We start from the raw sequence: 25,499 nt of genomic DNA, 5'->3' as shown, positions 1-25,499 counted from the left end.
TTTCGGAGCGTCGGTTCGGCACTTACTGGTAACTTGTATATATGTGCCATAAAATGGCTCTTGTCCACCCGATTTAGGTTGGCTTTGTGCCATAAAATGACCTTTTTTTTGCTAATATATAGAAAAGATTATAAATCGTCAAACGGACTTTTTATTTGTTGGATATTCTTGGTGCTTACATGAGTGTATATTTCGGTTGTTTTACTGCTGTTGTGTCCTAATAATTCTTGTATGTAACGTAAATCTGTTCCGCTTTCCAATAAATGAGTAGCGTAGCTGTGTCGTAGCCAATGTAAGCTTACCGGCTTATTTATATTTGACTTTGTTAGGGCTTGTTTCAATACATTCGACAAACTGCGTTCATCGTATTTTGTGTTTTTTGTTTGTCCTTCAAATAACCAGGTTTTGGGTTTGTAACTCATATAATATTCTCGGAGCATTTCGAGTATTTTTAATGACAAAGGAACGATTCTGTCTTTTTTGCCCTTGCTTTGACGAATAATTACGACTCCTCTTTTAGAATCAATATCTGAAGGTTTCAAGCTTAAAAGCTCGCTTCTGCGTAAACCGCAACTGTAAATCAGTGATAGCATCGTTTTGTGTTTTAAGTTGCTGTGCGCTGTAAGTATAGCTTTTATTTCATTTTTGCTTAAAACATTGGGTAACTTTTTTTCTCTTTTTGGGCGGTGTACTTTATCTATGTCAATTGTAGTATTGTTAATAATATTGAAATATAATTTTATGGCATTCACAATTTGATTTTGATAAGATGCTGATAATTTATTCTTTAGAAGAAATTCATTATTGAATAAAATAACATCTTCATTTGTAACGTCATTTACTGATTTAGTATTGAAAAATGTCAAAAAGGATTTTAAAGCATCACAATATGCTGCAATTGTGTTTGGACTATACCGCTTTGAGGACAAATGGTTTTTAAAAACCGTAATACTCGCAATACCTTCCTGATTAGGGAGTAAGGTGTGTGCTAAAGGAACTTTAAAATGCAGTCGGTTGGCTTCTGTATCCGGTAAATGCCAAAATCTTTTACTAGCACTCCATCGGGCATCTTCAAAAGTTTTTATTCTGGCTATAAGTGCTGTGTTTTTTTCAAAACACACAGCTATTCTAGGGATGTTTTTATACAAAACAGCTTTGGCTTTCCAATTCATTTTTAAAGGCTTATACTATTTCAAAAATAACATTTTTTTAAAGATGATATTAAAAATAGTGCCGAATTTTAATAGATTGGTTTGATGAGTTAATTTTAAAAGAGAATGTATTATCTTGATAATACTTTGTTTATACTCCGATTGTACTTCGAGTAAACCCAAATGAATCTAATTTTAATAGCTGATAGAGAGAAGTCATGATTACTGAGCAAATTCGAAACAGGTTGCTAAGCTTGTCGAACCAAAAACAAGCAAAATAAATGACTGTGTATAAAAAAATAAAACTTTCGGCAACACTATTTTCAGGATTAACAGAAATGTCTATTTTTGCACATGCAACACAACGTACTAATTTTAGATTTTGGTTCGCAATACACTCAGCTTATTGCGCGCCGCGTTCGCGAGTTAAATATTTTTTGCGAAATTTTCCCTTACAATCACGTTCCAAGTGATCTTTCAAGTTACAAAGCCGTAATTTTATCAGGCAGCCCTTTTTCTGTAAGAGCTGAAGATGCGCCGCATCCTGATTTGTCAAACATCCGCGGTAAAATGCCATTGCTGGCAGTTTGTTACGGGGCACAATACCTGGCGCATTTCAGCGGCGGAGAGGTAGCGCCTTCCAATATCCGTGAGTATGGCCGTGCAAATTTGTCTTTCATCAAAGAAGATGAATTGTTTTTTGATGAGGTTAATATGAATAGTCAGGTATGGATGAGCCATAGCGATACTATTAAAAAAATACCGACAAACGGTGTTCGCTTGGCTTCAACTAAAGATGTTGAAAATGCCGCTTACCGTATCGAGGGAGAAACTACCTATGCTATTCAGTTTCACCCGGAAGTATACCACAGTGAAGATGGTAAACAAATGCTGGAAAACTTCCTGGTAAAGATTGCGCATGTTCCTCAAAATTTTACGCCTAATTCATTTGTAGAAGAGATCGTAGCCGAAATGAAAGCAAAAATCGGAAACGACAAAGTTGTTTTAGGGCTTTCAGGAGGTGTGGATTCTACTGTAGCGGCTGTTTTATTAAATAAAGCTATTGGCAAAAACTTATACTGTATTTTCGTAAATAACGGTTTACTCCGTAAAAACGAATTCCATAACGTTTTAAAACAATACGAAGGAATGGGATTAAACGTAAAAGGAGTGGATTCTTCTGAACGTTTCCTTTCCGAACTGGCAGGTATTGATGATCCTGAAACAAAACGTAAAACTATTGGCCGTGTTTTCATTGAAGTGTTTGATGATGAAGCACATAAAATTGAAGATGTAAAATTCTTGGCACAGGGAACTATTTATCCTGACGTGATTGAATCGGTTTCTGTAAAAGGGCCTTCAGCTACAATAAAATCACATCATAATGTTGGTGGATTGCCGGATTTTATGAAACTTCAAATCGTAGAACCTCTTCGTATGCTGTTCAAAGATGAAGTACGTAGAGTAGGTAAAACATTAGGTATTGATGATGAATTATTAGGACGCCACCCTTTCCCGGGACCTGGATTGTCTATTCGTATTCTGGGTGACATTACACCTGAAAAAGTAAGAATATTACAAGAGGTTGATTACATTTTTATTCAAGGGCTGAAAGATCATGGTCTTTATGATAAAGTATGGCAGGCCGGAGCAATTTTACTTCCAGTGAACAGCGTAGGGGTAATGGGTGATGAGCGTACGTATGAAAAGGTTGTAGCGCTTCGTGCGGTTGAATCAACTGATGGTATGACCGCTGACTGGGTACATCTGCCGTATGAGTTTTTAATGAAAATTTCCAACGAAATAATTAACAAAGTTAAAGGTGTTAACAGAGTAGTGTATGATATTAGCTCTAAACCACCTGCAACAATCGAGTGGGAATAAAAAAATAAAATAAATTGTTAAAAAAGCCGTTTCAGTATATATTTGAAACGGCTTTTTTTTTAAAGAGCGGTTGCAAGCTAAAAACCAAAACAAACCAAAGACTATGAAATATGCTATTGTGGCATTATTATGCCTTTCACAAACTTTTTTTGCCCAGCAGGAAAAGACTTTTAAGCATTTAATTCAAAAAGATGAAACACTTCCGGCTATTGCAAAAAAATACAATGTAACTGTAAATGATATCGTAAAGTTGAATCCCGGTGCCGAAAAAGGAATACAGCAAAACACAGTACTGGTGATTCCCAATGCAAACTCAATTTCGTATTTGTTCAAAAAAAATGATGTGTCTTCAGTGAAATACAGTAAGCATCAGGTGACGGCAAAAGAAACTTTGTACAGTATTTCAAAACAGCATAATATTTCAGTTGAAGATCTGCAGAATGCGAATCCTGATTTGGTAAAGAATGGTTTAAAGGAAGGGCAGGAATTAAATATTCCTGAAAAGCCTCTGGCGTATGACAGAAAAGTGATTTTTGACGGAAAGTTTCATGAAGTACAGTCACAGGAAACCTTATTCAGTATTGCAAGATTGTATAATGTGTCGGTTAAGGATTTGGACGAATTGAATGCTGAAGTGTTGAAAAACGGATTGCAGATTGGTCAAAAAATAGAAATTCCCAATAAGAAAAAAACGGTCGACGGCCGCACACGTATCATTAATAAAGAAACTATTTTTCATGAAGTACAGCCTAAGGAAACCAAATATTCGATTTCTAAAAAATATGGCATAACTATTGAACAGCTTGAAATGCAGAATCCTGAGATTATCAACGGATTGGTGATTGGGAATAAGCTGGCTATCAATAAATCGATGATTAAAGCCAAAAATGAAAGCGAAGAGTTAATGATTGCCTTGGCAGAAAAACAGGCGGTAATTGAAAAGTCAAAAGCACAGACAGTTAGAATCGAAGATTTGGAAGACCGTTTAAAAGTTCAAAAAGAACTGAACAAGAAAATGATTACGCTGAATAAGTTAAATATCAATCTGAATGCAATAGATGAATCTAAAACAGGATCTATGGAGAAGCTACGATTGATTTTAGATGCCAATAAAAAGATTCAGGAAGTGTTAATTGCAAAGTTGGACTCATTGGCTATTTCAATGGAATATGATTTGGTACAGCTAAAAGAAAAAGATATTGAAACCTATGAAGAGTCTAAAAAACTGGAACACGATTCACATCTTAAAATTGGTGAAACAAACAAACTGATTGTGCAGTTAAAACAGGATTTGGCGGAAAACCGTAAGATTTTTACGGGAATATTGCAAAAAGTGCAGCGATTGACAGTACAGGAAAATCATGAATATAAAATAAAAGTCCGTGAGAATTTATCCAACCGGGATCTGGCTTCATTGGCAGAAATGGATAAAATAAATGATGAATTGGTAAATGAAGACCAAAAGAAAGAGGCTTTATTAGATAAAATTGATGCCATAGATTCAGAGCAGAAAACGGTTTTAAAACGCAAAATTGCCAGAGCTAGTTTTTACAGTGCGGAAGCGCGTGAATATGATGATAAACTGGCAATGGTAAAACTTGAAAGACTGCAGAATAATATGGGTGAAACGGCTAAGGAGGAACCCGTTGCTCCCGCTGAAATCCGCAAGTCGCTGAATCAGAATGTGGTGGGTGAATCCACAAAAATTGAAGTAATCAATAATTTAAATGATATAGAAAACGGCTTTTATCTGGTGGCAAGCACCTTTACAGAAGCAAAGGAAAGAGATGATTTTGCAGTGCGATTGAGTTATTCCGGCGAACGTAAAACAAAGTTTTTTTATAACATCAACAACTTTGGATATTATGTATACACCGATGTGTTTAAAACGCTTGATGAAGCCTTGTTTGAATATAAAGTAAAACCCAAATCCGAATTATTTAAAAACCTATTCATTGTTCAAATCAAAAAAGAACTCTAACTTTGAGCGGTAATAGTTTTTCGGTTAAAATTTAAAAGTATGAAGAAGTTTTTTTTGTGTTTATTATTGTTAAGTCTGAATGTTAATTTCGCACAAGGCAATGTGATTAAACATAAAGTGGCAAAAGGTGAAACTATTACTAAAATTGCTCAAAAATACGGAGTAACGGCTTCGGATATCTATAAACTAAATCCAGATGCACAAGCGGGTGTTTCGGAAAATACGTTGCTTATAATTCCCGGTAAATCTGCTGTCACTTCAGTAAAAAAGAAGGAAGCGAAAACAATTAAGCATACCGTAGCGGCAAAGGAAACCTTATATAGTATTGCCAAAGAATATAATGTAGCGGTTGCTGATATTGAAACGCTTAATCCTGAAGTAAAAAACGGATTAAGTATAGGCGAAGTAATTACTATTCCTTCAAAGGGTGAAACATCAAAGCCTAATGTCTCAAAAACTGATGCTTCAAAACCAGCGCAGCAAAAACTGCCGGTAATTCATGTTGTGAAACCGAAAGAAACCAGATACGGCATTGCAAGACAATACGGAATCACAATTGAAGAACTGGAAAAGAAAAATCCTGAAATTGTTGGAAAAGAGTTGCCTTTAGGATATACTTTGATAATTAAAGGGGAAAGACCAAAAGTGACAGTGCCGGTTATTCAGCCTAAACAGGAAGAAAATAAACCTGTAATTGTCATCACTGCACCTGAAGGGAATGGTAAAGTCCAGGAGGTTTACACTGTAAAGTCTCAGGAAACAATTTATGGTTTGGCGACTCAGTTTGGATGTACTCAAGAGGAATTAATTGCTTTAAATCCTGAATTGAAAGATGGGGTTAAAGATGGAATGGTTATAAAAATTCCTGCTAAAAAAGCGGTATTTGCTAAAAAAGAATATGCTGATTTAGCAAAAACATTCAAAAAGCAGGAAACTAAAAAAATAGCATTGTTGCTGCCTTTTAATATAGATAAATTAGACCAGGATACAATTAATTCAACCAAGTCCCGACTTAAAAAAGATAAATTCCTGAATATGACTCTGGAGTTTTATTCGGGGGCATTGATGGCAATTGACTCTATCAACAAAATGGGAGGGAATATTGACGTGACGATTCTGGATTCTGATGAAACCAGATCAACATCGGCAGTTGCCAGACTGATTAAAGAAAACAGTTTGAAGTCATTCGATGCCGTAATTGGTCCTTTTTATCAGAATAATGTCGAAAAAACAGCGGGACTGCTGGAAACGGTACCTGTTATTTCTCCTTTGTCTAAAGATTATGATAAAAAATATCCTAATTTATTTCAGGCAACACCATCAAATGATGATGTGAAAAATGCCATGTTCGACTTTATGCGGAGCAAGGGAGGCAACATGCTGGCAATAGTAGATCCAAAAAAACAATCGGTTAAGCAATTTATTGTTGACAATCATAAAGATGTTCAGTTAGTTAGTTTTACTGATGCAGGTACACTTGATGCAGCTAACTTAAAATCGCTGTTAGTGGCAGGAAAGACAAATTATGTGGTAATGGAAACCGAAAAAACAAATTTGATTCTTTCTATTACAACCAACTTATTGGCGCTGCAAAAACAGTTTGATATCAAGTTAGTGATTCTGGGAGAAAATGAGGCTCTGGATTTCGAGGAAATTCAAATGAGCAGACTGACAAAGCTTAAAATGCATTATCCTTCGCAATATCGTGTGAATAATTCGGCAGGAGCAGATCGTTTTGAAAATGCCTACAAAAGAAAAAATAAGGTACTGCCTAATCAGTTCGCAACACGTGGTTTTGATGTAACTTTAGATACCATGTTGCGTTTGCAGCAGGAAAAACCGTTTGCAGAAACTTGTGATGAAACAGCTTCAGAGCAAATTGAAAACCGATTCAATTATGTTGCAAATCATGAAGGTGGCTATGTAAACAAGGGAGTTTACATTTTATATTACGATACAGATTTAACAATTAAACAAGCTAATTAATGGCAACTTCAAAAGTGACTTATTTAGGCGGGTTAAGAACTTCGTCTATACATATAAATTCAGGTTCAGAAATTATTTCAGATGCGCCGCTGGACAATAATGGTAGAGGAGAGGCTTTTTCTCCTACAGATACAGTGGCAAATGCATTGGCTTCATGCATGTTTACCGTTATGGGCATCAAAGCCCGTGATATGGATGTTGATTTTTCAGGTTCTACTGCAGAAGTGACTAAAATTATGGCCGCTGATCCAAGAAGAATATCTGAAATACATGTGACTTTTACAATGAGCATTAACCCTGATGAGAAAACGAAAACTATTTTAGAAAGAACCGCAATGACATGTCCAGTATTTTATAGTTTACATCCTGATATTAAAAAGGAAATTGTTTTTAATTGGAAGTAGTTCTGATATGCTATCTTTATAAAGTTATTGCGAAGAACGAAACAATCTCATATTTATAATTCGATTTGATACCCAACCAAGACCTCCTCATAAAACTCGCCCACACAAAAATGCCTTTCGGGAAATACGAAGGGCGTTATCTCATAGATCTACCTGAACATTACATAGTGTGGTACAAACAAAAAGGCTTTCCTAAAGGGCAGCTTGGTCAGCAACTGGAACTTGTGTACGAACTGCAACTCAACGGACTGGAAGAACTGGTTCGCAACATCCGAAGAAATTTTCCTAAAAAATAAGTTTTTAACCGCAAGGTCCACAAGGTAGAGGCAAAGCTCGCTATGGACGCTGTTTTGAACTTTCTTCTCGTNAAGGTAGAGGCAAAGCTCGCTATGGACGCTGTTTTGAACTTTCTTCTCGTCCATCGCGTAAAATCCTTGCGCCCTTTGCGGTTAAGAAATAGTAAGTTTTAACCGCAAGGTCCACAAAGAAAATGCAAAGTTCGAAATGCTTAAAAAACAACAGCAACTGTTTTATTTTGCTTTATTTCTTTGCGTACATCACGTAAACTCCTTGCGCCCTTTGCGGTTAAGAAATGTTAATAGTAAGTTTAAACCGCAAGATCCACAAAGAAAATGCAAAGTTCGCAATGCTTAAAAAACAACAACAACTGTTTTATTTTGCTTTATTTCTTTGCGTACATCGCGTAAAATCCTTGCGCCCTTTGCGGTTGAGAAATAGTAAGTTTTAACCACAAGGTCCACAAAAAAATCGTATTACCTGTAATTATGTTTTGTCTTAATTGACTTTTAATACTTTGCGTACATCGCCTAAAATCCTAGCGAGCCTTGCGTTTAAATCATATTGTGTCTTGAAATTAAAATTAGACCATTGCTGTTGAAAATTGCCATTGAAATTTACTATTGCCATTACCATTGAAAATTATTTGTTAATTGAGATTTTGGAATTGGAATTTCGGTAGAAATAGTTGTATTTTTGCGCGGTTTTAAACAACAACACAACAACACAATGAATCAAACAAAGTATATTTTTGTTACAGGAGGTGTAACTTCTTCGTTAGGTAAAGGAATTATTGCAGCTTCGTTAGCAAAATTATTGCAGGCAAGAGGTTACCGAACAACAATTCAAAAATTTGACCCGTATATCAATGTCGATCCGGGAACTTTAAATCCGTATGAACACGGCGAATGTTATGTAACTGATGATGGAGCTGAAACGGACTTGGATTTAGGTCATTACGAAAGGTTTTTGAACGTGCCTACTTCACAGGCAAACAACGTGACTACAGGTAGAGTGTATTTATCTGTAATTGAAAAAGAGCGTCGTGGAGAATTTCTTGGAAAAACAGTTCAGGTTGTACCTCATATCACTAATGAAATAAAGGAACGTATGCAGTTGCTTGGTAAAAGTGGTGACTACGACATTGTGATTACTGAAATAGGTGGTACAGTAGGAGATATTGAATCATTGCCATATATAGAGTCGGTTCGTCAATTGTTATGGGAATTAGGTGATGATAACGGAATCGTAATTCACTTAACATTAGTTCCTTATTTATCGGCTGCAGGTGAGTTAAAAACTAAACCTACACAGCACTCGGTAAAAACGTTGATGGAAAGTGGTATCAAAGCGGATATTTTGGTTTGTCGTACGGAACACGAATTGTCACAGGACCTACGTCAAAAATTAGCATTGTTCTGCAATGTGAAGAAAGAAGCAGTAATTCAATCTATAGATGCTTCAACTATATATGACGTTCCTAATTTAATGTTGGAAGAAGGTTTGGATAAAGTAGCTTTGAAAAAGCTTGATTTACCTGAAAAAAACGTTCCGGATTTAACACAATGGAATCAGTTTTTGCACCAGTTGAAAAACCCTAAGCATGAGGTTAATATAGGTTTGGTAGGGAAATATGTAGAACTGCAGGATTCTTACAAATCAATTTTAGAAGCATTTATTCACGCGGGAGCGGCTAATGAGACAAAAGTAAATGTAGTTTCTATCCATTCTGAGTATTTAGATGCCAAAACGGCAGAAAATCAATTAAAAGGATTGGACGGCATACTTGTTGCTCCGGGATTTGGCGAGCGTGGAATTGAAGGTAAAATCGAAACAGTACGTTATGCACGTGAAAACAATATTCCTTTCTTCGGAATCTGTTTGGGAATGCAGATGGCGGTGATTGAGTATTCGCGTAACGTTTTAGGTTATGCTGATGCCAATTCAACAGAAATGAATCAAAATACGGCTCATCCGGTTATTAATTTAATGGAAGAGCAAAAAAATATTACTGACAAAGGTGGAACGATGCGTTTAGGAGCCTGGAAATGTCAGTTAAAAGAAAATACGCTGGCACATTCAATTTATGGTAAAGCAGAAATTTTAGAGCGCCACCGTCACCGTTATGAATTTAACAGTGATTATTTGGAAGCTTTGCAAAATGCAGGCTTAAAAGCAACAGGAGTTAATCCTGACACTGGTTTAGTTGAAGTGATTGAATTAGAAAATCACCCGTTCTTTATAGGTGTTCAGTATCATCCTGAATATAAGAGTACAGTGGCAAATCCGCATCCTATTTTTGTGAAATTTGTGGAAGCCGCGGTAAAAAACAAAAACTAAGTTGCATTCTTAGCTTTACGGAAGGTCTTTGATGTAACATTTTTTAAAACTAAAGACAAATAAAGCTTACAGCTCAAACCTAATGTTTTGAGCCAAATTAAAAATGGAAGAAAAAAAGTTTGACCTTAATTCGATTATCGGATTTGTTTTGATTTTCGGAATCATGATGTGGATTATGTATCAAAACAAACCCACTGAGGCTGAAATCAAGGCTGAAAAAGCTAAAAAAGAACAGGTAGAAAAAACTAAAGTTAAGACTCAGGAAACTACTGAGCTGACTGCTGTAGCTGCTGCTGATTCTACGCAATTAAAAGCATTGCAGTCTACTTTAGGGAGTTTTGCTTATTCTGCAAGTTTACCATCGGCTAAAAATGAGTTTACTACATTGGAAAACGAATTGGTTACTTTAAAAATAGCCAACAAAGGTGGTTATATTGCTGAAGCGACTTTAAAGAATTTCAAATCAATTGATGATAAAGGACCTTTGGTTCAGTTAGTAAAAAACAATAATGCGCAATTAAATCTTGCTTTACAGACTAAAGAAGGTAAAGCTTTAAATACCAAAGATTTATTTTTTGAGCCTGTATTAACTAAAGTTGACGGAAACCAAGTGCTTTCTATGAAACTGAAAGCTGGCGAAAATTCATATTTAGAGTATAAATATGTATTAAAACCTAACGATTATATGTTGGATTTTAATGTTCGTTCACAAGGTTTGGCATCTGTTTTAAATACTTCAAATCCGGTTAATTTAAATTGGGATTTTAAAGCTTACAGAAATGAAAAAAGTGTAAAATATGAAAATACTTACACAGAAGCAATCTATGAATATGAAGATGGGAAAGATTCCAGTCTAAACAAGGCTGAAAAAGATGAGGAAGATGTTGCGGATTTGACATATGTGGCATTTAAGCAACATTTCTTTACTTCTGTTTTGTTAACTGAAAAGCCTGTCAAAGCAGCGAAGCTGACTTCTGAAAACTTAGTAAAAGATGATGCGGTTGATACAACTTTTACCAAACAATTCAAAGCCAGTCTTCCTTTAGCATTTTCTAATGGTGAATTGGATTATAAGATGAACTGGTACTACGGACCGGCTGACTATAAAATATTAAATGCTTACGATAGAAATTTAGATGAGCTTATTCCTTTGGGATGGGGTATTTTCGGATGGATTAACAAATTTATATTTGTTCCTTTATTTGGTTTGATCAGTTCGTTTTTACCTTTCGGTATTGCAATTATTTTGTTTACGGTATTGATCAAATTGGCAATGTCTCCGTTCACATATAAATCATTCCTTTCTCAGGCAAAAATGAAAGTTTTGCGTCCGGAACTTAACGAAATCAATGATAAATTCAAGGATCCGGTTAAGCGTCAGCAGGAAACTATGAAATTGTATAACAAAGCTGGAGTAAATCCAATGGCGGGTTGTGTACCGGCATTAATTCAGCTGCCGTTTATGTATGCGTCTTTCCAGTTCTTCCCGTCTGCACTTGAATTGAGACAGCAAGGTTTCTTATGGGCTAAAGATTTATCTTCGTATGACTCTATTTTTGAATTGCCTTTCAATATTCCATTGTATGGTGACCATGTGAGTTTATTCCCAATTCTGGCAGCTATTGCGATTTTCTTCTATATGAAATATACAACAGGAGATCAGGCTATGTCAGCACCGCCTCAGGAAGGTATGCCGGACATGAGTAAAATCATGAAAATGATGATTTGGATTTCTCCGGTTATGATGTTGATTTTCTTCAATAATTATGGTTCCGGTTTGAGTTTGTACAACTTGTTTTCAAACTTAATGACTCTTGGATTGATGTTCTATATCAAGAGATTCTTAGTGGATGATGCAAAAATTCATGCGCAGATTCAGGAAAATAAATTAAAAGAGCCTAAAAAGCCCGGCAAGTTCCAGCAAAAATTACAGGAAGCCATGGAACAAGCTGAAGCGCAGAAAAAAGCGCGTGGAAATAAATAATACAAAATATATTTTTTAAAATACAGTCCCTGTTTTGATTCTTGTAAAAGATTAAAACAGGGATTTTTTATAAAACAAATGCTAAACTAATCCAACACATCATGAAAATTGCTATTATCGGTTTCGGGAATTTAGGCAAAACATTTGCCAGTAGTTTTATCAAATCAAGATTTATCAAAAGCGAAGACATTCATGTTATTACAAGAACATTGCCAATGCCCGAAATGTCCTTAGGAATCCCGATGGTTAATTTTTACAATATTTCCAGCTTAAAAATTACGGATTCAGACATTGTAATTCTTGCTACAAAACCACAGGATTTTGAGGAAGTAGTCAAAACGTTAAAACCGGTTATTTCTGACGAACAGATTGTCTTGTCCGTCATGGCTGGTGTTTCAATCGAAAAGATTAAAGAAAAATTAGGAGTAAAGAAAGTAATTCGTTCGATGCCTAATTTGGGAACGCAGATAGGTATGGGCATGACCGTTTTTTCGGCTTCTGCAGAAACAGATAGAAAAGATTTGTTTATTGTGCAGAATTTAATTAATACGACAGGAAAATCAATTTATGCCGAAGATGAATCATTAATAAATCCTGCCACAGCTGTTTCGGGAAGCGGGCCGGCTTATGTGTTTTATTTTATGAATGCAATGATTAAAGCTGCTGAAGAGTTTGGGTTTTCTTCATCCGAAGCTGAACTTCTGGTACATCAGACTTTTCTCGGAGCTATAAATCTTCAAAGTGCAAGCAATTTATCTAATGAGGAGCTTATTGTGAAGGTTGCTTCTAAAGGCGGCACTACAGAAAGTGCATTGAAAATTTTTGATTCTCATACGCTTGATAAAATAATTGCTCAGGCAATGCAAAGCGCTAACAGCAGAGCTATTGAGTTAGGAGCATAATAAATAAAGCCGTTCAGTCATGAACGGCTTTTGTATTTTCTATTCCGGAAGTCGATCTCTATCACCTTTTTTGCGGTTGAATTTGTAAGTGAACGTTAGCGATGCTCTTGTGCCGGTAAATCTTCTTTCTCCGTCAATTGTGTAATTCTTGCCTGAGATGTAATCTCTGCTGATTCGGCTGTCGAAAATATTATCAATTTTGAAAGTCAAACTGGCTTTTTCTTTCCAGAATTCTTTACCAACAGCCATATCTGCCCAAAGTTGTTCCTGTGATTCAATCTGCCCGGTTTTTTTAGCCCCAATGATATTGAAATTGTTTTGCACTGTCCATGATTTCAGTTTTATTCTTGAGTTTAATCTCGACGACCAGGTTTTGTCTGACACGGTAAATAATCCTTTCTGGTCAAATTTGTAAAAATTGAAATCACTCGATAAAAACCACCATTTGTATGGAGTATAAGTTGCATTCATTTCAAAACCATAACGGTTTTCGGTTCCTGAGTTGATTGATTTTTCAACTAAATAATCATTGCTGTTACGGGTAACGGTAATGTCAAAAAGATTTATTGTATGTTGATGATAAACCGAAGGATTTAGACTGAATTTCTCCCATTTGTAAAGAGTTCCCATTTCGTATGAGTCGATATACATTGGATTCAGGTCAGGATTACCAATTCTGATATTTCTTCTGTCAGCAATTCCTCCAAAAGGATTTAGCTGGTAAAAAGAGGGTCTGTCTATTCTTCGGCTGTAGCTTAACTGGACATTAAAATTGTTTTTTATTTCATAAGTAAGATGAACGGTAGGGAACAATTTAGTGTAATTCTTATCAGTTTTGAATTCATCTTTTAAATCACTGCTTCCTGTATTGAAATGTTCTGCACGTAATCCTAATTGGTATTGAAATTTTTTATATCCGTTTGAGTATTGTGAATATATACCAAATATACGCTCGTCATAATGTAGTAGGTTCGTTAAAGAATCTATTTGAACTGCATTGTCCCAAACGATGTAATCACTGTTAATTCTTCTGATTTCACCTTTTAAACCAATATCGAATTTTGATTTCTCTGTTAAAGGGAACGACATATCCGTTTGAAAAACCACATCTTTACTGCTCTCAACATCACGGCTTTTTATTGTTTTTACCGTAGGTGATGGTGTTTCGGTTCTTTCGGTAATGAATTCGTTTTCATCATCATTCCAGAAGTCATACTGAATATTTGCGGTTAGTTTTTTGCCTTTTTTTGCAAAGTTCTTAACGTAATTCAGTTCAATCTGATTGGATATCTGAGGTTCTCTATAAGATTCTTTTGCAGTGATACGCTGCGTTTGATTTTTGTTGGCATCCAAATAGCTGAAAAGATAGTCCACATTGCTTTTAGCTGTATTATGGCGGTAATAATAACTTGCTGTCAAAGTGTTGTTTTGGTTGATGTAATAATCACTCCCAAAATAAAGATTAAAACGGTTTAAGTTACGGATGCGGTCTGTTTTTTGGTCAATATAACCACTCACTGCAGTGTTTTCATAATTAGTGCGGAATAATTTATCATCTCCAAAAAGTGTCAGTCTTCCGTAACGGATGTCGCTAAAAAGATTGAATTTTTCTTTTTTGTAATTCATGTTTACACCTAGCGAATTGTTGTTGGGAACTCCGGCAGTTCCGGTAACAGAACTCCCAAAACCATTCGCTTTGTTTTTCTTCAAAATGATATTGATGATTCCCGAAGCTCCTTGAGCATCATATTGTGCAGATGGATTTGTGATTACTTCAACACGCTCTATGGACTCTGCCGGAATTTGCTCCAGTCCGTTGTTTTGTGTCATAACCGAAGGTTTTCCGTTTATGAGTATGCGTACACTTGAATTTCCTCTTAAACTTACGGTGCCGGTAGCATTTACACTTACTGAAGGTACGTTGTTCAGGATATCATTTGCTGATCCTCCTTTGGATATCAAATCTTTTCCAACATTGAATATTTTTTTATCCAGACGGGTTTCTATCGATGATTTTTCAGATACTACTTTAACTTCATCAAGGACTTTGGTTTCTTTTGCTGTTAGAAATACTTTCCCTATGTTTTTATCTTCTGAAATTTGAACTTGATTAAGTATTGCAGGTTCGAAATCAAAGAAATTTATATGCAAGTGGTACTTTCCGGGTTTTATTTTTACTTCAAAATGTCCTTTGGTGTCCGAAGTGGTTTCTTGAATTACAGCATTGGTTTCACTGTCAAGAAAAGCGATACTTGCTAATTCGATTGGGTTTTGGTTGGTTTTTTCCAATACAGCACCTTTTACTGTTACATCCTGTCCAAAAATAAGTGCCGGCAGTAATAAGGCGAAGGCATAAATTAATTGTTTCATCTGTTCGTTTTTTAATTTGGATCAAAATTGTTTATAATTCACAAACAGCATAACCACTATAGACGAAAACCTCAAAAATGAAGATGTTTAGCAGTTTTAAGCTTTTTTTTCAAATTCGGCGTCAGGTTTGCTATATTCGTGTTCAATTATAACCCATTGGTCGATACTTTGACAGTCAAAACTGTTAGTTGGTTACATTTGGGTAGATTTTAAATTATGGATTTACAGATTTTTAAACAGCCCAGAATTGTAAAACACACCTTGTTTTGGTTGGTTTTTATTGCCGTTGGAGTATTCAGCGATTTTTCAAATTTAAACGAAGATTGTTTTACAGAGATAGTGGTTTACCATATCAGCGATGCTTTTTTTGGTGCTGTAATGGCTTACTTAACGGCCTATTATTTTTTAACCGAACAATTTCTCAAAAAAGGCTATTTGGTATTCGGGATTACTTTTTTGTTTTCTGTTTATTTACTGGCTGCATTAAGCAGATTGTCTACGGTTCATCTGGCAGAGCCGTTAGTACGTAAAGCGCCTTTTACACAAGAGTCTCCACTTGAAATTTTTACAGATTTGCGCTATATCGCTTTTAAATACGGACCAAGTGTTTTAACGGCTACTTTCATTTTTTATCTGGCTAAATTTTTCTCTGATTATTCAAAGGAAAGAGAAAAAAGACTGCTATTGAGTAAAGAAAAAACAGAAATCGAATTGAAGTCACTTCGTTCACAACTTAATCCGCATTTTTTGTTCAACACACTCAATAACATTTACTCGCTGTCTATTGATAATTCACCAAAGACTTCTTCGGCAATAGGAAAATTGTCAGATATTCTGGATTATGTATTGTATCGCTGCAACGGTGATTTTGTTTCTGTTTCAAGCGAAATGAAACTCATCGGTGATTACATCGAGCTGGAAAAATTGCGTTATGATGAAAGGCTTGAAATAACTGTCGATTCTTCTGTTGAAATTGAAAATCAGGTACCGCCGCTTGTTTTTCTTTCATTGGTTGAAAATGCTTTCAAGCATGGTGCGGGGGAGGACAGCGGTTCACCGAAAATCTTGATAACGTTAAAAAGTACGATAGATCAGACAATGTTTTCGGTTGTAAATACCTATTTGGAGGCTGTTGTTGACGAAACAAAAGAATCTATTGGATTAACCAATATAAAAAAACAGTTGGAGTTGTTATATGATAAACGCTACAGTATGTCCATAGAAAAAAATGATGGCCTATTTAGTGTAACTTTAATCCTGAAAAACGAAATTACTCATGAAAATTAAATGTCTTATAGTTGATGATGAACCTTTGGCTATAAGGTTAATTGAAAACCATATTTCAAAAATTGATGTGCTGGAAGTTGTTGCCACAGCCAATAACGCAATGAAAGCATTTGAAATTCTTAATACACATCAAATTGATTTACTTTTCCTGGATATTAAAATGCCGAATATCACAGGAATCGATTTTTTGAAAAGCCTGAAACATCCGCCTAAGACAATTTTTACAACTGCATATCGTGATTTTGCAATTGAAAGTTACGAGTTGGAAGTCGTGGATTATTTATTGAAGCCTGTTACGTTCGAACGTTTTTTTAAATCGGTTGACAGGTTTTTGAGAGAAAATAACTCTGAAAAAGTTTCTTTTGTGGAAAATGATAATACACAGGATTATATTTTATTAAAATCTTCCGGAAAAAATTATAAAATAGTTCTAAGTGAGATTGTTTATATAGAAAGCATCAAAGATTATATAAAAGTGCATAAAACCGATGGAAATTCTGTTGTGTCAAAATATAAAATCAGTGATGTGGAGCAGGAATTGCCTTCTGATACATTTACCCGGATTCACCGTTCGTTTATAATTAATAACAGCAAAATAAATGCTTTTTCAACTACTGAAATTGAAGTAAACAATATTGAACTGCCTATAGGAGTGAGTTTTAAGGATCAGGCACAAAAATTAATTGATTCGTTGAAGTAAGAATATAATGGCTTGATTTTTGTTTTAGAAAATAAAACCAATAATTTTGAGTTTTATATTTAAAATAATTACCCAATGAGAATTAATAAATTCATACCTGTTCTAGTTTTAATTTCGATGTGTGCTTTCTCTCAGATTAATAAGAAAGTTGAAAACCAGTTGAATGCTAAAGGAGAAAGAAACGGTTCATGGAAAGGTTATTACGAAGATTCCAAAGTCCTTCGTTATGAAGGAGTTTTTGCAAACGGAAAAGAAACTGGTCAGTTTAAATATTACGCTAACAGTGATAAAAAAATATTGAAAGCTACCCGTGATTTTGATGGGAAAGGCGGGGCTTATACTATTTTTTATGATGAAAACGGATTGAAAGTAAGTGAAGGGAAAGTAGTGAATAAATTGCGTCAGGGCGTTTGGACTTATTATCACAAAGGTTTAAAATCTGTAATGTGTACCGAAAATTATGTAGATGATAAGATTGAAGGTTCGCGAAAAGTCTTTTTTACTGATGGAGTTTTAGCTGAAGAAATACCTTATAAGAATGGTTTGAAAGACGGTGTGTCCAAAATTTATTCAAAAGCAGGAACGCTTAAAGAAGAAGCTATTTATGTAAAAGGGCAGATGCAGGGAGCTTATAAAGTCTATGATGACAGCGGATCTGTGCTGATTGAAGGTCAGTATAAAGATGACAAGAAAAAAGGTTTATGGAGCTACTACGATTCTAATAAAAACCTTGTAAAACAGGTGAATACCGATACTATAAACGGTTACAAGAAGCCTTCTTTGGTTAAAAAGAAATAATTACCTTTGCACTCTTAAATTTTTAAAGATGAAAAGAGTTGTTGTAGGTTTATCAGGGGGAGTCGATTCAAGTGTTGCTGCTTATTTATTAAAGGAGCAGGGCTATGAGGTTATTGGCTTGTTTATGAAAAACTGGCACGACGATTCGGTTACTATTTCCAACGAATGTCCTTGGCTTGAAGATAGTAACGATGCTTTATTGGTAGCGCAAAAACTGGGAATCCCTTTTCAAACGGTAGATTTAAGCGAACAATACAAAGAAAAAATTGTCGATTATATGTTTGCAGAATACGAAAAGGGAAGAACTCCTAATCCCGACGTATTATGCAACCGTGAAATCAAATTTGATGTTTTCATGAAAATAGCACTTTCTTTAGGTGCTGATTATGTGGCAACGGGACATTACTGCCGTAAAGCTGAAACCGAAATTGATGGCAAACCAATGTATCAGCTTTTAGCCGGTGTTGATGGTAATAAAGATCAGTCTTATTTTTTATGTCAATTATCGCAAGAGCAATTAGCTAAAGCATTATTTCCAATCGGTGAGCTGACTAAGCCACAGGTAAGGGAAATTGCTTCAAAAATTGATTTAATTACTGCCGAGAAAAAAGATTCGCAGGGTTTGTGTTTCATAGGTAAAGTAAGACTTCCTGAGTTTTTACAGCAGCAGTTACAGCCTAAAGAAGGTTTTGTATACGAAATTGATGCAGCTCATGAAGTCTACAATCAAAAAGAAATTGTATATGCTTCTGAAGTAGAAAGACTGAAAGCAGCAGCAGCGAGTATTCATTACACACCTGAAATGGGCAAATTGAAAGGAAAACATCAGGGAGCACATTATTATACTATAGGACAACGCAAAGGATTAAACATTGGAGGAACGAAAGAACCTTTGTTTATTATTGCGACTAATGTGGAAACCAATGAAATATACACAGGACAGGGAAGTAATCATCCGGGACTGTTTAAAAAAGCATTGTTTGTAGCCAATGAGGAAATTCACTGGATTAGAACGGATCTGGCATTGAAAGCGGGTGAAAAAATGCAGGTTAAAGCACGTATCCGATACCGTCAGGAGTTACAGGAAGCAACGCTGCATCAATTTGATACCGGCATGTATGTGGAATTCAATGAACCGCAATCCGCAATCACTCAAGGGCAGTTTGTATCCTGGCATATAGGTGAGGAACTAATAGGTTCAGGAGTTATTGCTTAAAATTGTCTAATTTGTGTATTTTTACGGAAAATACACATTAATGAATAAAATCACTTCTCTTTTCAATATAAAATACCCAATCGTTCAAGGCGGAATGATTTGGAATTCAGGTTATAAATTAGCCAGTGCAGTCAGTAATGCCGGAGGTCTTGGACTTTTGGGTGCGGGTTCGATGTATCCGGAAGTTTTGCGTGAACACATCCAAAAATGTAAAAAAGCAACGGATAAACCTTTTGGGGTAAATGTGCCGATGCTGTATCCCAACATTGAAGAAATCATGCAGATTATAGTTGAGGAAGGCGTTAAAATCGTATTTACTTCGGCGGGTAATCCTAAAACCTGGACGCAGTTTTTAAAAGATAAAGGAATAACAGTTGTGCATGTGGTAAGCAGTTCCAAATTTGCGCTTAAGGCACAGGAAGCTGGGGTAGATGCTGTAGTTGCAGAAGGCTTTGAAGCTGGAGGTCATAACGGCCGTGAAGAAACTACCACACTGACATTAATTCCTATGGTAAAGGAAAAAATCAAAATTCCATTAATAGCTGCAGGCGGTATTGCGACAGGCAGAGGAATGCTGGCGGCAATGGTTCTTGGAGCTGACGGTGTTCAAATGGGATCGCGGTTTGCTGCATCGGTAGAGAGCTCATCCCATGAAAACTTTAAGCAGACCATTCTTGAAACCGAAGAAGGAGGAACGCATCTGACTTTGAAAGAATTAGCACCTGTTCGTTTGATTAAAAATAAGTTTTATAATGATGTGCAGGAATTGTACACAAAATGTCCTTCGACTGAGGAATTAAAAGCTCTTTTAGGGCGTGCACGTGCCAAAAGAGGTATGTTTGAAGGGGATTTAGCGGAAGGTGAACTTGAAATTGGCCAAATTGCGGGTTTAATTCATGATATCAAACCAGTCAAACAAATTGTTGATGAGGTAATCAATGAATTTGAAACGGCTAAAAAAGAAGTTGTGGCTTATTAATAAAAAACCTTTGGACTTTTTGTTTAAATTTGTACCCCCAATTTATAACTGGATTTAATTTTTAGATAATGAAGAAAATATTTTTATTGAGCCTGCTTTCAACAACTTTAAGTTTTCAAGCTCAAAAAAGTGATGATGAAACACTAAAAAAACCAAAATTAGTGGTTGGTATTGTAGTAGATCAAATGAAAACGGAATATTTATACCGTTTTGTCAATGATTTTTCAGAAACCGGTTTCAAACGGTTAATGCGTGAAGGCTATACTTTTCACAATATGCATTACAATTATATGCCTACTTTTACCGGTCCCGGTCATGCTTCAATTTATACAGGAACAACACCGGCGGTTCATGGTATTGTAGGGAACGAATGGTTTAATAAAGCCTTGGGTAAGGATGTTTATTGTACAGATGATGCATCGGTATCTACTATAGGAGATGGAACAGAAGCTGAAGGGAAAATGTCTCCTAAATTACTTCAGGCATCAACGATTACTGATGAGCTGCGTTTAGCTACTAATTTTAAAGGAAAGGTTTTTGGGTTGAGTGTTAAGGATCGTGGTGCTATTTTACCTGCCGGACACTTTGCCAACGGGGCTTTTTGGTATAGCAAAACAGGGAGTTTCGTTTCAAGTACTTTTTATGGTGGAGCTTTACCTGCATGGGTGACAAAATTTAATAGTGAAAAGAACTATGAAAAATATATCGCGCAGGGTTGGGGATTATTAAAAGATAAATCGGTTTATAACGAAAGTCTTCCGGATGACAATCCGTATGAGGGTAAATTGAATAAAAAACAAGCTTTTTTTCCTTATAATTTAGCTGAAATGAGTGCGGCAGGTGATGCTTCGATTTTGCGTTCAAGCCCTTACGGAAATAATCTACTGGCTGATTTTGCTATGAAAACCATTGAAAATGAGCAATTGGGGAAAGATGATGAAACCGACTTCCTGACTGTTAGTTTTTCATCAACTGATTATATCGGACATACTTTCGGACCACGTTCTATTGAATTGCAGGATACTTACCTTCGTTTGGATCAGACACTGGCGGCATTTATACAATATCTGGATTTGAATGTTGGTAAAGGAAATTACTTACTTTTCCTGACTGCTGATCATGCCGGAGCCGAAAATGTAACACACTTGAAAGACAATAAGTATGATGTTGACAATGTGAATGAAAAAAACATTGAAAATGCAATTTCTGAATTTACAAAAGCACAATTCGGAGATAATTTGTTGTTAAATTATTCAGCGTTTAATGTGTTTTTGGATAAAGCAAAAATTAAAGAAAAAGGTTTGGAGCTGGCTAAGGTAAAACAAGCTGTTAAAGAGTTTTTATATACTCAAAAGCAAGTGAAGCGTGTTTATGATGAAAGTGAAATTATAGCCGGGTCAGTAGCAGATCCTTATTTGAATTTTGTGTCTAAAGGTTATGATCCAATTCAAAACGGAGAATTAATTATAGTTGACAAACCGGCGTACATGCAATATCAGGGAACCGGAACATCGCATGGTTCACCTTATTCTTATGATACCCATGTGCCTTGTTTGTTTTACGGGTGGGGTATCAAAAAAGGGGAAAGCTATGATAAAAAAGAAATTACCCAGATAGCTCCAACATTAGCCCAAAAGCTGAAAATAACATTCCCTAACGGAACCGATGCAAAAGTAATGACAGAAGTCTTGACGAAATAGATAAAGTTAATGAATACAATACCCCCAAATAGTTTTAGATTATTTGGGGGTATTTTTATAAAATGATAAATAGCCGAAGACTTTTTATTTAGCTTTTGTCAGAGCCATTTTTACGGCTAATCCACTTAATATCCACGCCATAAACCACTTTTGGAATCTTAACCAAAATGGTTTTTGAGCAAAAAACAATGCAACCTTTGAAGCACTCACCACAATTAAAAAGTTTATGCAAAAACTGACAGCAATCTGGGTAAAACCAAGCTGTAGACTTTGGGTAAAAACAGAGCCATATTCCGGTTTGATAAACTGAGGAAAAAATGACATATAAAATACTGCAACTTTTGGGTTAAGCACATTAGTTAAAAAACCAACAGTGAATAATTTTTGAGGTTTGTCATGTTCTAAAGATGTGTCAGGCTCGAATATGTTTTTACTATTCGGTTTAATAGCCTGATAGGCTAAAAATAAGAGATAGAATACACCAAAAGTTTTGAGTATCGTATATGCAAACGGGACAGCAAATAAGATAGCTGTCAAGCCAAAGGAAACCATAAAGATGTGGAATAGGAATCCGCAAATGACACCAAGCAATGAGATTAAGCCTGCTTTCCTTCCTTGTGTAATACTTCTTGAGATTAAATAAATCATATTCGGCCCCGGACTTATTACCAATATAAAGGCCGATACAATAAAAAGAATTAATTCATGCAATGGAATCATTTCGATCTAGTTTAATAAAAAAGCCTCAATTTTTGGGTTTGAGGCTTTTTGGTTGCTTTATTTTTGTTTCTTTAAAAACTCTGTAAATTTCTTTCCGTATTTGGATTTAGCTACTTCAGGAGTCATTTTGCTGTGAATGGAATCTAAAAACTTAGGCTGCATGTCGTAAATATCGCTCAAAACAATGTAAGGAGCTACTTCATGATCAGCATGTGTAAGTGCGAAATTGGCAGCGTATAAATAACGCTTTTTCAAAATGTTTTCATTCTTCTTAGCGTTTTCTTCTTCAGAATAATTTTTATTTCCTTTAAGACCTAAAATTTTTTCCTGAGCCAACTCTAATTGCTGGTTGTTGAATTTACTGTCGATTTCTTTGTATTCTTTGTATAAATCATGGTTTTTTGAACCGGTTATTTTTGCATTTGCAAAAAAGAACTCCAGATCAGTATCTATATTTATTTTTCCCGGCTCGGCAAAAAACAGCAAATTATTGTCTATTGAATTGGATTGCCCTCTGTCAACAAACAAATAAAGCATTTCAGGAGAGTCTAAAGTAATTTTACTCTCAAAATTTGAATTTCCGTTTAATACAATAGTGTCTAATGCAACAAGTGTAGTGTCCTGCACTCGTTGTATATATAACTTTCCTTTTTTAAGGCCTTTTACGTTTCCTGTAATTAAAACTTCATTCTTGGCTAATTTGTCATCGCCGCATGAAATCAAAAATGCTAGTGAAAGCATTGCTGTTAAAATTCTGTACATAGTTTTAAAAATTTGGCGCAATGTAATAAAAAAAATCCTCAAGATGAATTTCAAATTGAGGATTTATAATCAGAATTGTTTTATTTTTAGCCTTTTAACCAAGCCTCTTTGACAGTCTTTTTAGAATCATCGGTTGCTTTGTATCCAACAATTTCCTCGTAAGGAAGTTTTACAGAGCCTTTTAAGTCAGTTTCTTTTCCGTCACGTTTGATTTTTACCGTGATAGCTTCATTTTCTTTCCAACTTTGACTTGCTATTATCATGTCGTAAATATTGTCCAGGTTGTAATTTTTTCCATTGATGGCTAAAATGATATCACCATTTTTAATTCCCAGGTTAGAATAAAATTCAGGTAACACAATGCCGGGCAGGGTCATTATTTCCTTTGTTGACGGATTAACTGTTATATAAGGAGATTGGTCTTTTATGAATACATTCCCAGGGATTTTAATAGGGGTTTCACTCACACCCATTTTTGCGAAGAATAGCTGATACGGAATTGGGGTTGGTCCTTCAACATACGTTTTGAAGAATTCTCCAACTTCAGGATAAGTCAAAGAAATAATTTTGTCAAATAACTCTTCGTCTTTAAACGGTTTGTTGATTCCGTATTCATTATTTAATTTTTGCATTAAATCCAGAATACCTCTTTGACCATTGCTTTTTTCACGGATAATGATATCCATGCACATGCCTATTAAAGCTCCTTTTTGATATACATTAAGATATTGGTCTTTGTAGGGTTTGCTTAATACATTGGCACTCATTTTTGTGAAAGGCATTGTATCATCCATAGCTGAAGCCTGACGTATTTTATCAGCCATTCTTTCATAGAACTGCTCTTCGGTAATTAACCCTTGGTTTATTTGGAATAAATTGGCAAAATATTCAGTTACTCCTTCATACATCCATAAATGCTTGGACATTTTAGGTTCGTTGAAATCAAAATAGTGAATTTCCTCAGCATGAATTCCAAGAGGTGTTACAATATGGAAAAATTCGTGAGAAACGATGTCTTTTAATTGCTCATCCATTTGCTCGGCAGGCATCATTTCTGGCATTACTACCGTTGTGGAAGTAGTGTGTTCCAATGCTCCAAATCCCTTGGCATCATTTTTAGCCATATCTGATAAATATACTAAAACAGCATATTTTTTGGTATTGTTGATAGGACCTAAAAATTTCTTCTGGGCTTTCATCATTTTCTCCATATTGGGAGCAATATCTGCTGCTTTGAATTTTCCGTTAGGTGAATATACACTGATCAGAATATCCATGTCTTCAACTTTAAAACTTGCCACATCCGGTTTAGTGTACATAATAGGCTGATCAACTAACGTTGCATAGCGGCTGGCTTTAAAAATATCTATCGTATTGCTGGCATCTGTATCTATTAAAGCGGTAGCTCCGTATAAGTTTTCAGGATGTTTGACTGTTAGGGTATATGGTGCTTCTTTTTTATCTGAAAAATAACCTACAAACCCATGTGTGTTCATCATGAAACAGTTAGGGTCAATGTTTGTTCCTGCGGGAGAAAACACATCCTCTCCGCCTAATCCTCCGGTTTTTTCAGTATCATAAGTGTCATTAACCCAATAAGTGATTTTTGCCAGTTTTTTTGCACCGGCTATTCTATAGGTGTTTTCATCTAGTTTTGCAACCGGGATTGATTCACCTTTTGCATTATACGCTTTTACTTTTTCAATAAAACGACCATAATTATCGGCAGAATATGTGCCGGGAACAGTTTTAGGAATGTTGAATGTAATGACATCTTCATATGTTGCTGTAGGCATTACAGTTACCATTACTTTGTCATCATTAATGGTATTCAAGTCTATTGAAACACTGACTTCAGATGATTTTGAGCTGGTTGTCTGTGCTGATTTACAACTCAATAATAGTGATGCAAAGGCAATAGAATAGATTAACTTTTTCATTTATTTTTTATATGGTTTTGATATAAGTATGTAAAAATAAGGCATTGTTACATTATTGGCTGTTTTTTTTTGAAAATAATTAACAATAAAAAACTCCT

19 protein-coding genes are annotated in these 25,499 nt (G+C 35.4%); 14 read left to right on the top strand and 5 right to left on the bottom strand.

Annotated elements, in window-relative coordinates; genetic code table 11:
* Positions 1-128: 128 nt before the first annotated feature.
* Positions 129-1,172: a site-specific tyrosine recombinase/integron integrase gene (gene xerA, locus EZM65_RS03545; protein WP_136667137.1), complete on the bottom strand. Its 1,044-nt coding sequence runs from the start codon at positions 1,170-1,172 to the stop codon at positions 129-131.
* Between the two features lie 333 nt (positions 1,173-1,505).
* Here xerA and guaA point away from each other — a divergent pair, with 333 nt between their 5' ends.
* The 8 genes from guaA (at position 1,506) to proC (ending at position 12,929) form a co-directional block, all read left to right on the top strand.
* Positions 1,506-3,035 carry a glutamine-hydrolyzing GMP synthase gene (gene guaA / locus EZM65_RS03540; RefSeq protein WP_136667136.1) on the top strand — a complete coding sequence of 510 codons (1,530 nt, stop codon included), beginning with the start codon at positions 1,506-1,508 and terminating at the stop codon, positions 3,033-3,035.
* A gap of 103 nt (positions 3,036-3,138) precedes the next feature.
* Entirely contained in the window at positions 3,139-5,016 is a 1,878-nt protein-coding gene (locus EZM65_RS03535) for a LysM peptidoglycan-binding domain-containing protein (protein WP_136667135.1), read from the top strand.
* 39 nt (positions 5,017-5,055) lie between these two features.
* On the top strand, positions 5,056-7,002 hold the full coding sequence (locus tag EZM65_RS03530; RefSeq protein ID WP_136667134.1) for a LysM peptidoglycan-binding domain-containing protein: 1,947 nt from the start codon (positions 5,056-5,058) through the stop codon (positions 7,000-7,002).
* Positions 7,002-7,406 (top strand): OsmC family protein, encoded by a 405-nt coding sequence (locus EZM65_RS03525; RefSeq protein ID WP_136667133.1) that lies wholly within the window; start codon positions 7,002-7,004, stop codon positions 7,404-7,406. Before EZM65_RS03530 ends, EZM65_RS03525 begins: the two co-directional genes overlap by 1 nt.
* Positions 7,407-7,471: 65 nt before the next feature.
* On the top strand, positions 7,472-7,702 hold the full coding sequence (locus EZM65_RS03520) for a DUF3820 family protein (RefSeq protein ID WP_136667132.1): 231 nt from the start codon (positions 7,472-7,474) through the stop codon (positions 7,700-7,702).
* A 730-nt stretch (positions 7,703-8,432) separates the two neighbouring features.
* Complete coding sequence (locus EZM65_RS03515) at positions 8,433-10,043, top strand: CTP synthase (RefSeq protein ID WP_136667131.1); 1,611 nt, start codon at positions 8,433-8,435, stop codon at positions 10,041-10,043.
* Between the two features lie 103 nt (positions 10,044-10,146).
* Positions 10,147-12,027 carry a membrane protein insertase YidC gene (gene yidC, locus EZM65_RS03510; protein ID WP_136667130.1) on the top strand — a complete coding sequence of 627 codons (1,881 nt, stop codon included), beginning with the start codon at positions 10,147-10,149 and terminating at the stop codon, positions 12,025-12,027.
* Between the two features lie 101 nt (positions 12,028-12,128).
* Positions 12,129-12,929, top strand: a complete 801-nt coding sequence (gene proC / locus EZM65_RS03505; RefSeq protein ID WP_136667129.1) for a pyrroline-5-carboxylate reductase — start codon at positions 12,129-12,131, stop codon at positions 12,927-12,929.
* 39 nt (positions 12,930-12,968) lie between these two features.
* Here the strand turns inward: proC and EZM65_RS03500 are convergent, their stop codons facing one another.
* Positions 12,969-15,299, bottom strand: a complete 2,331-nt coding sequence (locus EZM65_RS03500) for a TonB-dependent receptor domain-containing protein (protein ID WP_136667128.1) — start codon at positions 15,297-15,299, stop codon at positions 12,969-12,971.
* A 216-nt stretch (positions 15,300-15,515) separates the two neighbouring features.
* On the opposite strand from EZM65_RS03500, the gene EZM65_RS03495 reads away from it, so the two are divergent.
* The 6 genes from EZM65_RS03495 (at position 15,516) to pafA (ending at position 21,979) form a co-directional block, all read left to right on the top strand.
* On the top strand, positions 15,516-16,586 hold the full coding sequence (locus EZM65_RS03495) for a sensor histidine kinase (protein WP_248574813.1): 1,071 nt from the start codon (positions 15,516-15,518) through the stop codon (positions 16,584-16,586).
* A complete protein-coding gene (locus EZM65_RS03490) occupies positions 16,576-17,286 on the top strand; it encodes a LytTR family DNA-binding domain-containing protein (RefSeq protein WP_136667127.1) in 711 nt (236 codons plus the stop codon). Before EZM65_RS03495 ends, EZM65_RS03490 begins: the two co-directional genes overlap by 11 nt.
* A 75-nt stretch (positions 17,287-17,361) precedes the next feature.
* Positions 17,362-18,084, top strand: a complete 723-nt coding sequence (locus EZM65_RS03485; protein ID WP_136667126.1) for a toxin-antitoxin system YwqK family antitoxin — start codon at positions 17,362-17,364, stop codon at positions 18,082-18,084.
* 28 nt (positions 18,085-18,112) lie between these two features.
* On the top strand, positions 18,113-19,300 hold the full coding sequence (gene mnmA / locus EZM65_RS03480) for a tRNA 2-thiouridine(34) synthase MnmA (protein ID WP_136667125.1): 1,188 nt from the start codon (positions 18,113-18,115) through the stop codon (positions 19,298-19,300).
* A gap of 40 nt (positions 19,301-19,340) precedes the next feature.
* On the top strand, positions 19,341-20,279 hold the full coding sequence (locus EZM65_RS03475) for a nitronate monooxygenase family protein (protein ID WP_136667124.1): 939 nt from the start codon (positions 19,341-19,343) through the stop codon (positions 20,277-20,279).
* 68 nt (positions 20,280-20,347) lie between these two features.
* The gene (gene pafA, locus EZM65_RS03470; protein ID WP_136667123.1) at positions 20,348-21,979 is read left to right on the top strand and encodes an alkaline phosphatase PafA; all 1,632 of its coding nucleotides are present in this window, start codon (positions 20,348-20,350) and stop codon (positions 21,977-21,979) included.
* Between the two features lie 84 nt (positions 21,980-22,063).
* Here pafA and EZM65_RS03465 read toward each other — a convergent pair whose 3' ends face one another.
* From EZM65_RS03465 to EZM65_RS03455, 3 genes are all read right to left on the bottom strand, one after another.
* Positions 22,064-22,699: a LysE family translocator gene (locus EZM65_RS03465; RefSeq protein WP_136667122.1), complete on the bottom strand. Its 636-nt coding sequence runs from the start codon at positions 22,697-22,699 to the stop codon at positions 22,064-22,066.
* Between the two features lie 57 nt (positions 22,700-22,756).
* On the bottom strand, positions 22,757-23,461 hold the full coding sequence (locus EZM65_RS03460; protein ID WP_136667121.1) for a DUF4369 domain-containing protein: 705 nt from the start codon (positions 23,459-23,461) through the stop codon (positions 22,757-22,759).
* A gap of 86 nt (positions 23,462-23,547) precedes the next feature.
* Positions 23,548-25,401, bottom strand: a complete 1,854-nt coding sequence (locus EZM65_RS03455; RefSeq protein ID WP_136667120.1) for a peptidase M61 — start codon at positions 25,399-25,401, stop codon at positions 23,548-23,550.
* Between the last annotated feature and the right edge of the window lie 98 nt (positions 25,402-25,499).

This window comes from Flavobacterium sp. H122 (assembly GCF_004959765.1).
Classification (GTDB): Bacteria; Bacteroidota; Bacteroidia; order Flavobacteriales; family Flavobacteriaceae; genus Flavobacterium.
The sequence above is the reverse complement of the archived record's forward strand: the minus strand, read 5'-3'. Positions and strand labels throughout refer to the sequence as shown.

Excerpts from the sequence above, each read along its gene's own strand:
- xerA (WP_136667137.1), bottom strand. The coding sequence starts at position 1,172 with ATGAATTGGAAAGCCAAAGCTGTTTTGTATAAAAACATCCCTAGAATA.
- guaA (WP_136667136.1), top strand. The coding sequence starts at position 1,506 with ATGCAACACAACGTACTAATTTTAGATTTTGGTTCGCAATACACTCAG.
- EZM65_RS03535 (WP_136667135.1), top strand. The coding sequence starts at position 3,139 with ATGAAATATGCTATTGTGGCATTATTATGCCTTTCACAAACTTTTTTT.
- EZM65_RS03530 (WP_136667134.1), top strand. The coding sequence starts at position 5,056 with ATGAAGAAGTTTTTTTTGTGTTTATTATTGTTAAGTCTGAATGTTAAT.
- EZM65_RS03525 (WP_136667133.1), top strand. The coding sequence starts at position 7,002 with ATGGCAACTTCAAAAGTGACTTATTTAGGCGGGTTAAGAACTTCGTCT.
- EZM65_RS03515 (WP_136667131.1), top strand. The coding sequence starts at position 8,433 with ATGAATCAAACAAAGTATATTTTTGTTACAGGAGGTGTAACTTCTTCG.
- yidC (WP_136667130.1), top strand. The coding sequence starts at position 10,147 with ATGGAAGAAAAAAAGTTTGACCTTAATTCGATTATCGGATTTGTTTTG.
- proC (WP_136667129.1), top strand. The coding sequence starts at position 12,129 with ATGAAAATTGCTATTATCGGTTTCGGGAATTTAGGCAAAACATTTGCC.
- EZM65_RS03500 (WP_136667128.1), bottom strand. The coding sequence starts at position 15,299 with ATGAAACAATTAATTTATGCCTTCGCCTTATTACTGCCGGCACTTATT.
- EZM65_RS03495 (WP_248574813.1), top strand. The coding sequence starts at position 15,516 with ATGGATTTACAGATTTTTAAACAGCCCAGAATTGTAAAACACACCTTG.
- EZM65_RS03490 (WP_136667127.1), top strand. The coding sequence starts at position 16,576 with ATGAAAATTAAATGTCTTATAGTTGATGATGAACCTTTGGCTATAAGG.
- EZM65_RS03485 (WP_136667126.1), top strand. The coding sequence starts at position 17,362 with ATGAGAATTAATAAATTCATACCTGTTCTAGTTTTAATTTCGATGTGT.
- mnmA (WP_136667125.1), top strand. The coding sequence starts at position 18,113 with ATGAAAAGAGTTGTTGTAGGTTTATCAGGGGGAGTCGATTCAAGTGTT.
- EZM65_RS03475 (WP_136667124.1), top strand. The coding sequence starts at position 19,341 with ATGAATAAAATCACTTCTCTTTTCAATATAAAATACCCAATCGTTCAA.
- pafA (WP_136667123.1), top strand. The coding sequence starts at position 20,348 with ATGAAGAAAATATTTTTATTGAGCCTGCTTTCAACAACTTTAAGTTTT.
- EZM65_RS03465 (WP_136667122.1), bottom strand. The coding sequence starts at position 22,699 with ATGATTCCATTGCATGAATTAATTCTTTTTATTGTATCGGCCTTTATA.
- EZM65_RS03460 (WP_136667121.1), bottom strand. The coding sequence starts at position 23,461 with ATGTACAGAATTTTAACAGCAATGCTTTCACTAGCATTTTTGATTTCA.
- EZM65_RS03455 (WP_136667120.1), bottom strand. The coding sequence starts at position 25,401 with ATGAAAAAGTTAATCTATTCTATTGCCTTTGCATCACTATTATTGAGT.